Below are 14,421 nucleotides of genomic sequence, written 5' to 3'. Positions count from 1 at the left end.
AAGACCCCGGCCGTGCCGGCCAAGCAAAAGGCCGCTGTGGTACCGCGTTCATCGCTGGTCCGTTGGGCAATCATTGTGACGCTTGTGGTTGTCCTTGAGCTCACTACCAGAACCGGCATGATCAGCCGGTCCCTCATGGTGCCGCCATCGGAGATTCTGGCCCGGCTGGCCTCGATCGTCCCGACGGAACAGTTTGGCCAGGACGCAGCCCGAACCCTTACCACCATTCTGGTGGCGTTCACCATCGGACTTGTGCTGGGAGTCCCGCTCGGGGTTTTCTTGTGGCGGGTACCGGCTGCAGGGCGCATCCTTGAGCCCTTCATCGTCACGGGCTATGCAATGCCCACTTTGTTGTTTTATCCGGTTCTTTTGGCCGTGATGGGACTCAACGCGGGACCGATCATCGTTATAGCCGCATCGATGTCCCTGATTCCAATTGCGCTGACCACGATGGTTGCCCTGAACGCCATCAAGCCTATTCTTCACAAGCTCGCCAATTCGGTCAGCGCCTCCCCGCGGCAGTACTACTTGAAAGTTCTTTTTCCGGCGGCGACGCCGCTTATTTTCCCGGGCGTGAAGCTCGGATTTATCTACGCCGTCATCGGCACCGTTGCCATGGAGTTCATCCTCGCGTCCCAAGGAGTCGGCTTCCGCGCCGGCTTCTACTACCGGGAACTGAACACAGCAGACATGTGGGCCTATATCGCTGTTGTCATCGTTCTCAGCGTATTGGTCAACAGCGTGCTTACCTGGCTGGAGAAACGCATCAGAAGGGACATGCTGTGAGTACCGATGTAACGATTCCTTCGTTGCCGACAGTCACCACTCAACAGAGTGCGAACAGATCCAGGGTCATCCGGGACAACGTGTGGCGTGCTGCCGTGTTGGTGGCCTTGGTGCTCCTGTGGGCGCTGCTATCTTCCATGAGTGACCTCGTCGCTTCGCCCTCTGACTCGCTTAACGCGCTGGCGAAGCGCTTCGCCGATGGCTCCATTTACCGGCACCTCAATGCGACCTTGCAGGCGGTGGCTATCGGTTTCCTCATCGCCGCTGCCATAGGCTTTCCACTGGGCTATGCCATTGGGCGGAGTAAGTTTCTCGGTGCCGTCTTCGATCCCATAGTCGCAGGCGCCTTCGCCATCCCGCGCGTAATCTTTTTTCCCATCCTTCTCCAGATTTTCGGAGTGGGTGTGGGAGCGCAGTCGGCGATGGCCGCGTTGGCAGCGGTATTCCCCATCATGGTCTCAACGACCGCAGGCGTCCGTGCCATTAACCCGCTCCTGCCCAAGCTGGCACGCTCGCTGAGCCTGTCCCCGCTGCAGACCGTGACCAAGATATACGTTCCGGCCATGGCACCCTCGCTCATGGTTGGCATCCGTATTGGCTTCAGTATCGCGTTCATCAACGTGATCATCGCCGAATTCTTCGCTGCGCGGGCCGGTCTCGGGCTTTTGGCGCTGCGGGCCTACGGCATGCTGGACCTGCCTACCATGTACGGCATCATCGTGCTCCTCGCTGCAATCGCACTGGCCGGGAACCTCGCCCTGTGGGCAGTCGAACGGCGGCTGGGCAACAAGGTCTAGCCCCCAGGGGGCCTGCACGCCCGCTTGCCTGCGTGTCTGAGTACTGAAACGCTCTAAGAAAGGGGAAAGCATGTCTGCGACTGCTGCCCGAGAGGAATACCAGAGGTTAATGTCCCAATTCAAGGAAAAGGGACTGGGCGGAAGGATCGGCTTCGGGAGCCGACCGGCGCTTTTGGTGATTGACATGATCCGCGGATTCACGGATTCGAGATCCCCATTGGCAGGGGATCTTGACGAACAGCTTGAAGCGACTCAGGAACTTCTCGCCAGGGCTCGGGCCGCGACCGTCCCGGTGATCTTTTCGACAGTTGCTTACGATGCGGACCTGCAGGAAGCCGGCAAGTGGATCCAAAAAATTCCGTCCAATAGCTGGTTGGTTGAGGGAAGCGAATGGGTGGAGCTTGACGATAGGCTCGAGCGTCAAAGCACTGAAATGTTGCTCGTGAAAAAGTATGCATCCTGCTTTTTTGGTACGGACCTTGCCGCGCGACTTGTGTCCAGGGGTATCGATACGTTGCTCATTGTTGGCTGTACCACCAGCGGATGCGTCCGGGCTACCGCCGTGGATTCATGTTCCTACGGATTCCACACCATCGTTGTTGAGGAGGGCGTCGGAGACCGGGCCGAACTGCCGCACCTCGCCAGCCTTTTCGACATTGACAACAAATACGGCGATGTTGTCGGGCTGGAAGAAGCAAACACCTATCTCGAACATGTCCGCGGGTAAGCCCGGCACGGCGAAGAAATCGCCGTGCCGGCTCTCTACCCGAACTCCGACCCAAGGGCGACGTGCCATCATCCTGCTAAGGCCAGACCGTGGGCCTGTCAGGCGCTGACAGAATCCTGAGCATTGCCGCGACGGTATTGTTCTCGTTCGCCCTCGGAACCCTGGCAGTGGTGGTGCCAATATTGGCCATTGCCGTGGGTTACAGCGCGGTCGAAGTCGGAATGATGGTTGCACTTGCAGCAGTCTCGCAGTTGGTGACCCGGATCTTCCTGGGCGCACTGATGCGCAGGGTTCCCGACAAAGCCCTCCTCGTGGGAGCAGCGCTCATGATTGCCGTGTCGTGCGCTCTGATCGCAGTCTCAGATGCATTGGCAATTTTCGTAGTATCCCAGCTGGTCCAAGGCTCGGCTCGAGCCTTGTTCTGGACCAGCAGCCAGACGCACGCCGTCCGCATGTCGACCTCGTCTGTCAAGGGACTGACTGACGTGAATCTCGCCGCAGGGGTGGGAGCACTGCTGGGGCCTGCGCTTGCAGGTTATCTGTGGGAACTTTCGGCACCGCTGCCGCTGATCGTGGGTGCAGTGGCTGGATCGGCGGCCGTCATCCCTGCAGCCCTTCTGACCAGGCTTCCTGTGTTCGCTCCGGAGCATGCCACAGGCGGAATAATGGCGCGAGGCCTCTGGCGGCGGCCTGGCGTCGATGCCGCGTGCTGGATGAACGCTGGAGCGGGCGCCTGGAAGAGCCTCTTGGATTCCTACGTTCCCATCGTGCTCTCCCTTGCCGGACAACCCGTCGCCGTCATCGGCATCCTGGTAGCCATACCCAACGCTGCCGTTCTGGCCGGAAGTGCATCTGCGAGCTGGCTGCGCAGGCGGGGAAACAGGATGTCCCTTCTCACAGGCCTCTTGGCCACGGGGGCGGGCTTGGCCGCGGCGGGGCCACTGGCTGGTGCCGCAGTTGCCGCCGCCGCCGCCCTTGCTGTTTCCGGCGTTGGTGCCGGGATCCTTCAGACTGTCGGACCGGCGATAGCTGCAGATGAAGTGCATCCGGAAGAACGCGGGGATGCTCTCGCCCTGACTGGCACGGTACGGGCTTCAGCGCTCTTCCTGACACCGTTTGTGATGGCACTGCTGGTCAGCGTGGTCCCTGTTGCCGCAGCGCTGGTCACGGCCGGCGTCCTCATGACCCTTCCAGCAGCTGGAAGTATCCGCAGAAAAGATCCAGCGCAGATCGCGCCAACAGAATCAGGTCCAGGCAGGCCGTTCCAACAAACTCAGCTTGAAGCTCCCGAGAAAAAGGTGCCCGATGACAACTGAAACGACTGATACCACTGCTTCGGACATTCCCCGGCTGAAATTGCCGCACGGACACACCATTCCCCGGCTTGGCCTGGGAACCTGGCCGATGCTGGACGACGAGTGCGAAACTGCGGTACGTTTCGCGCTGCAGAGCGGTTACCGCCTGGTCGACACTGCGTTCCAGTACAGAAACGAAGAAGCGGTCGGCCGGGGGATCCGCACCGCCGGCGTCCCCCGATCCGAATTATTTATTTCCAGCAAGTTCAACAAAGAGTCCCACAGCATCGATGGAGTGCAGCGCGCCTACGACGAGAGCCTGCGCAAACTCGGCCTTGACCATCTGGACATGTTCATGTGTCACTGGCCGGTTCCGGCCTTGGGCAAGTACGTGGACGCCTGGAAGGGCCTTGTGAAGTTGCTGGAGGAGGGCCGTGTAAAAGCCATTGGAGTTTCAAATTTCAAACCCGCCCACCTGAAGGACATTATCGATGCAACGGGAGTAGTGCCGGACGTAAACCAGATCCAACTGAGCCCCGACCTTGCCCGGACTGAGCCGCGCGCTGTCCACAGGTTATTGGGAATAGTCACCGAAGCCTGGAGTCCTATCGGTCGGTCCTCCGGTCTGCGGGCGAATCCGCTGATCATCGAGATCGCTCAGCGCCTGGACAAATCTCCAGCCCAAGTCCTGCTGCGGTGGCATGTCCAACAGGACATCGTCCCCATCCCGCAAGCATCCGACCCTCTGTGGCTCAAAGAAAACCTATCCGTTTTCGACTTCTCGCTCACCGCGGGAGAGATGGCCTCGATTCGGAAGTTGGACAGGGGCGAAGAGGCCGCCCGTGATTCTGACTCACCCGAAAATGGCCATTGACTCGGCCTATGCTCCTCCCCCTGAAGTGACAGGGGTTGACGAACGTCACATTTTCAGTCATTCTCTTGAATACAGAAATATTCTCTGCAACACAGAGAAGTCAGCATGCGGGCCCAACGAAGGAGACCTTTCATGACAGATCAGACCAGCGTCATCCAGGACGTGCAACGAGGCATGATTCCTGCACACATCTACAACGACAAGGAGATCTTCGAACTCGAAAAGGAGCGCCTCTTCGGACGGAGCTGGCTCTTCGTCGCCCATGAGTCGGAGGTGCCAGAAGCCGGCGACTACGTGGTGCGCCGCGTGCTGGAAGACTCATTCATCATTTCCCGCGATGAAAAGGGCGAAATCCGCGCCCTCTTCAATATGTGCCTGCACCGCGGAATGCAGGTCTGCCGCGCCGAGATGGGAAACGCCTCGCATTTCCGTTGCCCCTACCACGGCTGGTCCTACCGCAATGACGGACGCATTGTGGGCCTGCCGTTCCATAAGGAGGCCTACGGCGGCGAAGAGGGCTTCAAGAAAAAAGGGCAGACCCTGCTTCCCGCCCCGTCCCTCGGCGTATATAACGGGCTGATTTTCATTAGCCTTGATCCGGACGCGGAACCCCTCGAGGACTTCCTGGGCGACTTCAAGTTCTACATGGACTACTACACCAAGCAAAGTGCTGACGGCATTGAACTCCGCGGCCCTCAGCGGTGGCGGGTCAAGGCGAACTGGAAGATCGGTGCCGAAAACTTCGCCGGCGACATGTACCACACGCCCCAAACGCACACGTCGGTGGTCGAAATTGGCCTCTTCCGCGAGCCAAAGGCGGAGAAGCGCAAGGACGGAACAACATACTGGGCCGGTAACGGCGGCGGAACCACCTACAAGCTTCCCGAAGGCACCTTGGAAGACCGGCTGCGCTACGTCGGTTACCCGGACGACATGATCGCACGGATGAAGGAACAGTGGAGCCAGGAGCAGCTTGATGTCGTGGGCAAGGACGGGTTCATGGTGTCGGCCGCCTCGGTCTTCCCAAACATGAGCTTCGTCCATAACTGGCCCCGTGTAGAAGAAGACTCCGACGAAGTTCTCCCATTTATCTCCATCCGCCAATGGCAGCCCATCAGCGAAGACGAGACCGAGATCGTTTCCTGGTTCGCCGTGGACAAGAACGCCTCTGAGGAATTCAAGGCGCTTTCGTACAAGGCCTATCTCATGTGCTTCGGCAGCGGCGGCATGTTCGAACAGGATGACGTTGAAAACTGGGTCTCGCTGACCAGCACGGCGGGTGGCCCGATGGCCCGACGCCTGCTGCTCAACAGCCGCATGGGCATGCTGGAAAACGGGCAGAACGTTGTAGAACCGCTGACCTCCGATGAGTATTCAGGGCCAGGTTCCACCCGGATCGGCTACAGCGAATACAACCAGCGTGAACTGCTGCGGCGGTGGGCCGACCACCTTGAACGGCCGATGGAGAAGGCGGCCCAACTGCACGTCGGCACCGACCCGATTCAGGCACCCCCGGCCGACGGGGCGGACCCTTCACTGGCCACCGCCGGAAGCACCGTTGTCCCGGCCGCCCAGATCATCACAAAGGAGGCCTAAGCCATGAGTGTTGAAGCCGACCCCAACGGCAAGACCCTTTCCGAACAGTCCGTTCTGGGCGGCCATGCCCCCCGCACACAGAGAACAGGAGAATCCCTCCCGTTCGACGACGCGCTCCACCTTCAGGCGCACCGCTGGCTGGTTGATGAAGCCTATCTCCTGGACGCCCAGGACTACGACGCCTGGATGGCACGAATCGCTGAAGACGTGCACTACCTCATGCCCGTCCGGGTAACGACCGCCCTCGGCGCCGGATACACCACGTCCCCCGGCATGGCCCACCTCGACGAAAACAGGTACTCGCTCAGCCGACGGGTAGCGCGTTTCGCCACCGAGCATGCCTGGACAGAAGACCCGCCCTCACGGTTGCGCCATTACGTCACGAACGTTCGAACATTCCGCACAGACAATCCCGACGAAATCATCGTGGATTCGGCAGTCCTGCTCTTCCGCAGCAGGGGTGACGTTCGTGAAGCCGCCACGGTGTCCGCCGGCCGGGAAGACCTTCTGCGCCGTACCGGAACAGGATGGGAACTTGCCCGCCGAACCATCATGGTGGACGAATCGGTTATCCGCATGCAGAACCTGGCCATATTCCTATGAAAATCGGATGGGAAGGCGAGGAAGAAGACCGCCTTGCCGCCATTCGCGCGGCAGAGGAACGCCTCCGGCTGGAAGCACACACCACCGGCGCCCCGATCGTCATTGCCAATGAGTTTTCCGAAGTGCACATCAGCAGGGTGGAGACACGCAACGGTTCCCGGCTGATGATCACCTCCCCACGCTCCGGCCAGTGGGTCTCCTTGTGCCCCCTGGAACTCGAGTCACTGACCTGGCAGGCACCGGCAACGTTCTCCGCCATGATCGGAAACCCCTTCGGTCCGCTCATCACCGAGGATGAACGGCCGCCCCAATTCAAGAAGAACAGCAACACTTAGGCCAAGGAGCTTTGAACATGCCTGTCGTAAAAGCAGACCTAGAAGCCTGCCAAGGGTACGCCAACTGCGTTGTCGGGGCGACCGACTACTTCGATCTGGACGATGACGGGATCGTAGTCCTCCTCAAGACCGAAGTACCGGAGGCTGACCGAGCCCGCGTCGTCGAGGCAGCCCGCAGCTGCCCCGTTTCCGCCCTGATAGTGGAGGACTAATTGGATACAGTAACTATCATCGTCGGTTCCTCCATCGGGGGCGTGCGCACCGCACAGTCCCTACGCCTGGAGGGATACAAAGGACGCATCGTCCTCGTCGGCGAAGAAACAGAACTGCCCTACGACAAACCACCCTTGTCCAAGGCCGTCCTAGCGGGTACAGCGACCGAAGACTCCGTCTGCTTGCTGAACCGCGACCAGGCGCAGGAACTGGGAATAGAGCTCGAGCTTGGACATGCCGCTGCCGGGATCGACGTCGCAAGAAACCTGCTCCAGCTGCAGGGCCGTGAAGCTCTGCGCTTCGATAACCTGGTCATAGCCACAGGCGCCTTTGCCCGGCCCTCCCCCTGGGGACACCGGCCCGGCATCCATGTTCTTCGTACCCTCGACGACGCCCGCAGCCTGCGCGCAGATCTTGCAAAGGGGGGGCAGCTGGCTGTCATCGGCGCGGGTTTCATCGGCGCAGAAGCCGCGGCGACAGCCCGAGGACTCGGTCTGGAAGTAACAGTCATTGACCCCCTCCCCGTCCCCATGAGCCGCATCTTCAACGCGGAAGTCGGACAGTGGTTCGGAGACCTTCACCGCAGCAACGGCGTGACGACGATCTTTGGTACCGGGGTCGAGGCCATCGACGGCGAACAGGGCTCCTTCACCCTGCGGCTCACCAACGGCCAGAACCTGGAAGCGGCAACAGTCCTCGTCGGAATCGGCGCCGTTCCCAATGATGCCTGGCTCGGTTCTTCCGGTCTGCTCGTGGACAACGGACTTGTGCTCGACGAATACTGCCGTACGGTGGACGCCCCGCACATCTACGGTGTCGGCGACGTTGCACGGTGGCGGCACCAAAAACACGGCGAGGATATCCGGATTGAGCACTGGACGAACGCCGTCGAGCAGGCAGCGTGCGTGGCTTACAACATCACCCATCCGGAGAACCCCCGCGCCTACACCCCGGTCGAATACGTCTGGAGCGACCAACACGACTGGAAGATCCAGGTCGTAGGCAGGGTAGGCGGAAACGCCGAACACGTTACCATCGGGCATCCCGAAGTTCACGGCCGCTTTGCGGCCCTCTACACAGTCGACGGTACCAACCTGAGCGGTGCAGCGATCGTAAACTGGCCAAAGGCCCTTCTGGCATGCCGCCGGGGCATGGGGACGGGAATCACGGTCCAAGAACTACGGGAAAAACTAGAACCGATGCTGGACCACCAGCCGCTGACGGCGTCGTGATGGGACAAACTCAGCCGCCCCTGGCACACGCAGCGGAAAGGGAAGCCATTGCATTGGCCTGCCGTGTTCTGGCGCACCGCGGCCTGGCAGACGGAATCCTTGGCCATATCAGCCTACGAATGGGCGAGAACAGCCTGCTCGTTCGATGCAGGGGCCCCCGGGAGCGAGGACTGGCATTCACCGAAGCCAGCGACATCCGCCTGGTAGACATCGACGGCAACCCTGCTGCCGAGAGCGAGCTGGAGGGAGGCTACGCCGTCCCGAACGAACTTCCGCTGCACACCGAACTGTTACGGCAACGCGCAGACACTAACGCGGTCGTCCACGCGCATCCCCCACGTGTTGTCGCCGCGGACCTTGCAGGGCTTGGCATCCGCCCGATCGTCGGAGCCTTCGATATTCCCGGCACCCGCCTGGCAGCAGGCGGGGTACCCGTATACCCGCGAGGAGTGCTGGTCAGGAACCGCCAGCTTGCGGCTGAAATGCTCGACGCCATGGGCGACCGTCCTATAGTGCTGCTCCGCGGCCATGGGCTGACCAGCGCCGCCGAGACTGTGGAGCAAGCAGTGCTCCAGGCGATCAGCGTAGATACCCTTGCTGGGTTGTCACTCCAGGTGACGGCATCCGGGGGAGAGCTCGCAGACCTTCCGGACTCGGACATGGCTGAACTTCCTGACCTTGGTGGATCGTTCAACACCCAAACGGCCTGGAGACACGAACTCGCCAGGCTGAAGGCCGCCGAGTGAAGCTAGCCACCAAAGGAAAACAGAGACCCGCACCCGCGCTGGATACGATGTCAGGCATGCAGTCAACAAATAAAGACACCGAGTCCAGAAACGGTCCGCCCCCGCAGTACCGTATCGAATCTGTTGACAATGCATTGCGACTGCTCCTGCTATTCGAAACCCAACCCAGCATCCGGTTGACAGATGCGAGTAACTATCTGGGAGTCGCATCCTCGACGGCGCACCGGCTTATGGGGATGTTGCTCTACCGGGGCTTCGTGCGGCAAAATCCGGCTACTCGCGCCTATGAGCCGGGCCAGGCGCTCAGCTCAATTGCTTTCGCCATCAGGCGCCAAGTGGACATAAGGACCCTCGCCCGCCCTGTCCTTGAACAGCTGTTCCAACAAACAGGGGAAACGGTCCACTTCGCCCGGCTCGAGAGGACAGATGCACAATTCATCGATGCCATCGAAAGCTCAAGGGCCGTGAGGGTAGGTTCCCGACAAGGCCTCACGTTACCGGCGAATTGCACTGCTACAGGAAAAGCGATGCTGAGCCGGCTCACCCAGGAGCAGCTACATGCGCTCTACCCGAAGAAGGAACTCCCAGGCCTGACCGCAAATTCAATCACGTCGCGGGTTGACCTTGAAGCCGAACTTAAGGAGATTCGCCGCATTGGTTACGCGACAAGCAGGGAAGAAAGCGAAGACGGGGTGACCTCGGTCGCCGTATCCATTGCAGGGCCGAGCGGCACGCTTTACGGAATAAACGTTTCGGTGCCCGCCCATCGCATGTCCGACAAGCTGCGAGCCGAACTCGGAGAAATGCTTCGCACCTCCGCTGAGGACCTTCAAGGACTGCTGCTTTAGCCTCACAGCGCGGTGGCGCCCTTGGTTCCTGGTTCGTTGACGGGATCGCTCTCCTTGCCTTCCATAGCGTGGGGGTCCATCCAAGATCTGGGTGACGGTGGAGCCGACTAGTGGCTGATTTCTGCCGCCCCGGGGGCATCGACGCCGTACGCGAGACCTGGCTTTACGAGGATCCGGCATTGGACTGTGCCATACGCCGGGTCACGGCGGCACTGTAACTGGTGCCGCCCGTGGCAGCCATACGCTTACTGGGAGATCGTTTTCTCGACGTTGCTCGGTAGGTGGCCTCACGGGCGTCGGGGAGGTCATTGGGGCCTTCGGGCCAGGGACGTCGCCGCGGTCCAGAATTCAGCCGGCCACGCGGCCGATGGGGGCAGGCCCCTTCTCTGCGGCCGGGTCGTGCATCGGAGCGCCTCCGGCTCAGGCTCCCGACCAGCTCGTCAGCCGTAAGCAACCAGCCGAAGATCAGTGTGGCTGAAACGACCACTTCATGAACATGGTTACCTCGAGAAAGATTGTAGGCGGAAAACCGTTTGCGTTCTTCGCTAGCGTGCTGCCGTCCGCCCGGGACCCAGACCTGTCGCCGGAGTTAGCGCATCACCGCGTTGATGCGCAGACATAGCGGGTATTGCCTCTGGCGGTCGTTGCCTGCATGTTGCAACCAGAGCATGATGCATACGGAGGATGCTAAACACCATCTGATTCCAATCTGGCTCTTGGAGGGGCGAATGCAGGAACCGCGGCAGGCCTCAGTCGCCATACCTTTCTACAGGGACGAAAGAGCGGAACTCCGCCTAGTACTGATCAAACGATCAAAACATGGACAACATGGACAACATGGACAACAAATATCTTTGCCCGGAGGTAACCGGGAACCAAACGATCAAGGGCCCTGGGCCACTGCACTTCGAGAATCTACAGAAGAGCTTGGACTGCATTCCGAACAGATTGTTTTTCTCGCTCAACTCAACCAGATTGACACTCGCACAACCTGTTATCGAGTTCCGCCTTTCGTAGTCCAGTTCAAGGGAATCACATCGGGTTTTTTCTGGATGCCGCAAATAGCGGAAGTGGAGGAGGTGGTAGATGTATCGGTGAATGTGCTGGCGTCCGATGCTGCAGCAGGAGAAGAAGAACTCTACTTCCAAGGCTGGGACACTCCCAAGAAAGTCCCCGTTAGAAGGGCTCACGGTCATACAATTTGGGGCCTCACTCTCCGAATACTTGAACCTGTATTGCCTCAGGCCCTGGCAGGAAAATGGCCCATAACGTGACTCTGATTAGCTTCACACGCCGTGCGTGCCCGTCCGGACGTCGCTGTTACGAACTCGGGCGTGCGCTCCGCCGTGCGCTGGACAAGTGGGACGGTGAGCCGCTCAAAGTTCAAATTTGGGGAACCGGCGGCATGAGCCACCAGCTGCAGGGCCCGCGCGCTGGCCTCATTAACGAGGAGTGGGACAACGCATTCCTGGACCACCTCATCGCAGACCCCGTGGGCCTGACAGAATGGCAGCACATGGAGTACGTCGACGAGGCCGGCTCCGAGGGCATCGAGCTGGTCGACTGGCTCATCGCGCGCGGTGCGATGGATGATCAGTTCGGAGGCGAGAGCCCCGAGGTGAATCACCGCTTTTACCACGTGCCCGCGTCGAACACCGCCGTCGGCCACCTTGTTCTCACGAACCCGACCGACTGACCGCATCCGCGACAAAGGAGCCCCCATGACTGAGAAGATCCGTGTGGCCGTCGTCGGCGCCGCAGGCGCCTTCGGCATGAAACATCTGGACGGCCTGATGAACATCCCCGATGCCGAGGTGACCGTCGTCAGCGGCACGCGGCTCGAACCGACCCAGGCAGTTGCCGAGAAGTACGGCGTCGAGAACGCCGTTGTCGGCCTGGACGCCGTGCTCGAGCGCGACGACGTCGACGCGGTGATCCTTGCGACGCCCACGGGGCTCCACGCGTCTCAGACCCAGGCGGTGCTCGCCGCCGGCAAGCACGTGCAGGTCGAGATTCCGTTGGCCGACTCGATCGTGGCCGCCGAGGCAGCGCTCCAGGCGGCTGAATCATCCAATCGCGTCGCAATGGTAGGCCACACCCGCCGCTTCAACCCCTCGCACCAGCTGGTACATAACCGGATCGCGTCAGGGGATTTCCACGTGCAGCAAATGGACGTGCAGACGTACTTCTTCCGCCGCACCAACACGAACGCGAAGGGCGAGGCCCGGTCCTGGACCGATCACCTGCTATGGCATCATGCCGCGCACACCGTCGACTTGTTCGCCTACCAGGCAGGCAAGATCGTGCAGGCGAACGCGATCCAGGGCCCGATCCACCCTGAACTCGGCATCGCGATGGACATGTCGATCCAGCTCAAGAGCGAGTCGGGCGCGATCTGTACACTGTCGCTGTCGTTCAACAACAACGGGCCGTTCGGCACGTTCTTCCGCTACATCGGCGATACCGAGACCTACATCGCGCGTTACGACGATCTCTACAACGGCCGTGAGGAGTCGATAGACGTGTCGCATGTCGCCGTCAGCATGAACGGTATTGAGCTGCAGGATCGTGAATTCATTTCGGCTATCCGCGAGGGACGCGAGCCGAACTCCTCGCTTCGCCACGTGATCGACTGCTACCGAGTGCTCGGCTCGCTTGAGAAGCAGCTGTCGTGAGGCTACCCCCACCGGCCTGGGCTGTATGTCGCTGAGCCACGCGTACGGCGTCCCCCCGTCGCGTGACGAGGGGCTGACGATGCTGCGCGCAGCTCTCGATGAAGGCATCGGGATGCTCGACACGGCAACACTGTACGGCGGCGGGCGCAACGAAGAGCTTGTAGGTGCTGCGATCGCGGGGCGCCGTGACGAGGTCTTCCTGGCGAGCAAGTGCGGGATGGCGTCCGTCGACGGCGTGAAAGTCATCGATGGACGCCCCGATACGCTGCGCGTACAGGTCGATGCTTCGCTGAGCCGCCTTGGCGTCGACTACATCGACCTGTACTACCTTCACCGGTGGGACAAGAAGGTGCCGATCGGCGATAGCGTCGGCGCGCTGGCCGAGATGGTCGCCGCGGGCAAGATCGGCGCAATCGGCCTGTCCGAGGTGTCGGTCGGGCGACTGCGCGAGGCGCAGGCAATCACCCCTATCGCAGCCGTGCAGAACGAGTACTCGCTGTGGAGTCGCAATGCCGAGCTTGGCATGCTCGACGCCACTCGCGAGGACGGCGTGACTCTGGTTGCGTTTTCGCCGGTCGCAAGGGGTTTCCTCGCCGATGCGATCAAGGACCCAGCTGAGCTGTCCCCGAACGACATCCGCCGCAGTATGCCGCGCTTCCAGACTGAGCACTGGGGTGCAAATGTGACGTTGCTGGCCTCTTGGCGAGAGCTGGCTGCGGAGGCCGGTTGCACCCCAGCACAGCTCGCGCTGGCCTGGTTGATCTCCCGCGGCGATCACGTCGTGCCGATCCCGGGAACAACGAGCGTCGCGCACCTGCGTGAGAACATGGCGGCGGTCGACATCTCTGTCGACGGCGCGCTGTTGACGCGGGCCGGCGAGCTGATTGGCACGGCCACCATCTCTGGCGCGCGATATGCGCCAGCATCTGCTGCCGAAGTAGACGCCGAGACTTTCGAGGATGCCGCATGAGGGCGATCTCGTCGATGGCCATCCGCCACGTTCTCGCCGACCTCGCTGAAGCTGCCGTCGCGGCGGGCCTACCGCTTCTGCAGCTCGAATCCGTAGGCGGAGTGGACGCCGCCCAGCGGGTGATCGCCGGCGAGTCGTTCGACCTTGTGTTCCTCGCCGAGGACGCTCTCCAACGCCTCGCTGCCGAGCGTCACGTCGACCAAGCATCCATCGCCCCGATCGTACTGTCGGATGTCGCCGTAGGCGTGGCCGCACGCAACGCCGATGCAGCCGCATGCTCCACAGGGACGGCCTTTGCGAATGCCGACGAGCTTCGCAGCGCCCTGCGCGCGGCATTCCGCATCGGATATTCCACCGGACCGAGCGGCACTGAGCTGTTGCGAATGATCGACCACTGGGGTATGACCGATGAAGTCAGCGACCGGCTTGTGCAGGCCCGTCCAGGCGTGCCCGTGGCGCGCCTGCTCGCCGATGGTGAGGTCGATCTCGGCCTGCAGCAGCTCAGCGAACTGGTCGGGCAGCCCGGCGTGTGCATCCTCGGCCTCCTCCCGGCCGACTGCGCGATCAGCACGGTCTTCGCGGGTGCTGTCGCGACAACCTCCAACAACGCGGCTCGTGCCGCGGAGATGTTGGCTTTCTTCCGCTCCGACCTCGCGGCATCCATCAAGTCGTTGCACAGTTTTCGCGCGCCCTGAGGCCCTGCCGTGACATCTTGACTGATACA

The 14,421-nt window shown here is 61.2% G+C and carries 17 protein-coding genes; all 17 read left to right on the top strand.

Annotated elements, in window-relative coordinates; translation table 11 throughout:
• Positions 1-12: 12 nt before the first annotated feature.
• The 17 genes from PY310_RS18110 (at position 13) to PY310_RS18035 (ending at position 14,392) form a co-directional block, all read left to right on the top strand.
• Positions 13-786, top strand: a complete 774-nt coding sequence (locus PY310_RS18110) for an ABC transporter permease (RefSeq protein WP_275215863.1) — start codon at positions 13-15, stop codon at positions 784-786.
• Positions 783-1,583: an ABC transporter permease gene (locus tag PY310_RS18105; protein WP_275215861.1), complete on the top strand. Its 801-nt coding sequence runs from the start codon at positions 783-785 to the stop codon at positions 1,581-1,583. The genes PY310_RS18110 and PY310_RS18105 overlap by 4 nt, the downstream gene beginning before the upstream one ends.
• Positions 1,584-1,653: 70 nt before the next feature.
• Positions 1,654-2,310: an N-carbamoylsarcosine amidohydrolase gene (locus PY310_RS18100; RefSeq protein WP_275215860.1), complete on the top strand. Its 657-nt coding sequence runs from the start codon at positions 1,654-1,656 to the stop codon at positions 2,308-2,310.
• A gap of 89 nt (positions 2,311-2,399) precedes the next feature.
• Positions 2,400-3,626 carry an MFS transporter gene (locus PY310_RS18095; RefSeq protein ID WP_275215859.1) on the top strand — a complete coding sequence of 409 codons (1,227 nt, stop codon included), beginning with the start codon at positions 2,400-2,402 and terminating at the stop codon, positions 3,624-3,626.
• Entirely contained in the window at positions 3,616-4,479 is an 864-nt protein-coding gene (locus tag PY310_RS18090; RefSeq protein WP_275215858.1) for an aldo/keto reductase, read from the top strand. The genes PY310_RS18095 and PY310_RS18090 overlap by 11 nt, the downstream gene beginning before the upstream one ends.
• A 132-nt stretch (positions 4,480-4,611) precedes the next feature.
• Positions 4,612-6,075 carry a Rieske 2Fe-2S domain-containing protein gene (locus tag PY310_RS18085; RefSeq protein ID WP_275215856.1) on the top strand — a complete coding sequence of 488 codons (1,464 nt, stop codon included), beginning with the start codon at positions 4,612-4,614 and terminating at the stop codon, positions 6,073-6,075.
• Between the two features lie 3 nt (positions 6,076-6,078).
• Positions 6,079-6,678, top strand: coding sequence for a 3-phenylpropionate/cinnamic acid dioxygenase subunit beta (locus tag PY310_RS18080; RefSeq protein ID WP_275215855.1), 600 nt, complete (start codon positions 6,079-6,081; stop codon positions 6,676-6,678).
• Positions 6,675-7,013, top strand: a complete 339-nt coding sequence (locus tag PY310_RS18075) for a hypothetical protein (RefSeq protein ID WP_275215854.1) — start codon at positions 6,675-6,677, stop codon at positions 7,011-7,013. The genes PY310_RS18080 and PY310_RS18075 overlap by 4 nt, the downstream gene beginning before the upstream one ends.
• A gap of 17 nt (positions 7,014-7,030) precedes the next feature.
• On the top strand, positions 7,031-7,225 hold the full coding sequence (locus tag PY310_RS18070; protein ID WP_275215853.1) for a ferredoxin: 195 nt from the start codon (positions 7,031-7,033) through the stop codon (positions 7,223-7,225).
• On the top strand, positions 7,226-8,458 hold the full coding sequence (locus tag PY310_RS18065) for an NAD(P)/FAD-dependent oxidoreductase (protein ID WP_275215852.1): 1,233 nt from the start codon (positions 7,226-7,228) through the stop codon (positions 8,456-8,458).
• On the top strand, positions 8,458-9,204 hold the full coding sequence (phtC, locus tag PY310_RS18060; protein WP_275215851.1) for a 3,4-dihydroxyphthalate decarboxylase: 747 nt from the start codon (positions 8,458-8,460) through the stop codon (positions 9,202-9,204). Before PY310_RS18065 ends, phtC begins: the two co-directional genes overlap by 1 nt.
• Positions 9,201-10,052 carry an IclR family transcriptional regulator gene (locus tag PY310_RS18055; protein WP_275215850.1) on the top strand — a complete coding sequence of 284 codons (852 nt, stop codon included), beginning with the start codon at positions 9,201-9,203 and terminating at the stop codon, positions 10,050-10,052. The genes phtC and PY310_RS18055 overlap by 4 nt, the downstream gene beginning before the upstream one ends.
• A gap of 608 nt (positions 10,053-10,660) precedes the next feature.
• Positions 10,661-11,326 (top strand): NUDIX hydrolase, encoded by a 666-nt coding sequence (locus tag PY310_RS21685; RefSeq protein WP_419095520.1) that lies wholly within the window; start codon positions 10,661-10,663, stop codon positions 11,324-11,326.
• Entirely contained in the window at positions 11,323-11,748 is a 426-nt protein-coding gene (locus PY310_RS18050; protein ID WP_275215848.1) for a DODA-type extradiol aromatic ring-opening family dioxygenase, read from the top strand. The genes PY310_RS21685 and PY310_RS18050 overlap by 4 nt, the downstream gene beginning before the upstream one ends.
• A gap of 25 nt (positions 11,749-11,773) precedes the next feature.
• The gene (locus tag PY310_RS18045) at positions 11,774-12,727 is read left to right on the top strand and encodes a Gfo/Idh/MocA family oxidoreductase (RefSeq protein ID WP_275215847.1); all 954 of its coding nucleotides are present in this window, start codon (positions 11,774-11,776) and stop codon (positions 12,725-12,727) included.
• 25 nt (positions 12,728-12,752) lie between these two features.
• On the top strand, positions 12,753-13,697 hold the full coding sequence (locus PY310_RS18040; protein WP_275215845.1) for an aldo/keto reductase: 945 nt from the start codon (positions 12,753-12,755) through the stop codon (positions 13,695-13,697).
• Positions 13,694-14,392 (top strand): substrate-binding domain-containing protein, encoded by a 699-nt coding sequence (locus PY310_RS18035; protein WP_275215844.1) that lies wholly within the window; start codon positions 13,694-13,696, stop codon positions 14,390-14,392. Before PY310_RS18040 ends, PY310_RS18035 begins: the two co-directional genes overlap by 4 nt.
• Positions 14,393-14,421: the final 29 nt, after the last annotated feature.

The organism is Pseudarthrobacter naphthalenicus, assembly GCF_029076445.1.
GTDB lineage: Bacteria > Actinomycetota > Actinomycetes > Actinomycetales > Micrococcaceae > Arthrobacter > Arthrobacter naphthalenicus.
Note: the sequence above shows the minus strand (reverse complement) of the source record. Positions and strands in the feature narration are given on the sequence as shown.

Excerpts from the sequence above, each read along its gene's own strand:
- PY310_RS18100 (WP_275215860.1), top strand. The coding sequence starts at position 1,654 with ATGTCTGCGACTGCTGCCCGAGAGGAATACCAGAGGTTAATGTCCCAA.
- PY310_RS18090 (WP_275215858.1), top strand. The coding sequence starts at position 3,616 with ATGACAACTGAAACGACTGATACCACTGCTTCGGACATTCCCCGGCTG.
- PY310_RS18085 (WP_275215856.1), top strand. The coding sequence starts at position 4,612 with ATGACAGATCAGACCAGCGTCATCCAGGACGTGCAACGAGGCATGATT.
- PY310_RS18080 (WP_275215855.1), top strand. The coding sequence starts at position 6,079 with ATGAGTGTTGAAGCCGACCCCAACGGCAAGACCCTTTCCGAACAGTCC.
- PY310_RS18075 (WP_275215854.1), top strand. The coding sequence starts at position 6,675 with ATGAAAATCGGATGGGAAGGCGAGGAAGAAGACCGCCTTGCCGCCATT.
- PY310_RS18070 (WP_275215853.1), top strand. The coding sequence starts at position 7,031 with ATGCCTGTCGTAAAAGCAGACCTAGAAGCCTGCCAAGGGTACGCCAAC.
- phtC (WP_275215851.1), top strand. The coding sequence starts at position 8,458 with ATGGGACAAACTCAGCCGCCCCTGGCACACGCAGCGGAAAGGGAAGCC.
- PY310_RS21685 (WP_419095520.1), top strand. The coding sequence starts at position 10,661 with ATGCGCAGACATAGCGGGTATTGCCTCTGGCGGTCGTTGCCTGCATGT.
- PY310_RS18045 (WP_275215847.1), top strand. The coding sequence starts at position 11,774 with ATGACTGAGAAGATCCGTGTGGCCGTCGTCGGCGCCGCAGGCGCCTTC.
- PY310_RS18040 (WP_275215845.1), top strand. The coding sequence starts at position 12,753 with ATGTCGCTGAGCCACGCGTACGGCGTCCCCCCGTCGCGTGACGAGGGG.
- PY310_RS18035 (WP_275215844.1), top strand. The coding sequence starts at position 13,694 with ATGAGGGCGATCTCGTCGATGGCCATCCGCCACGTTCTCGCCGACCTC.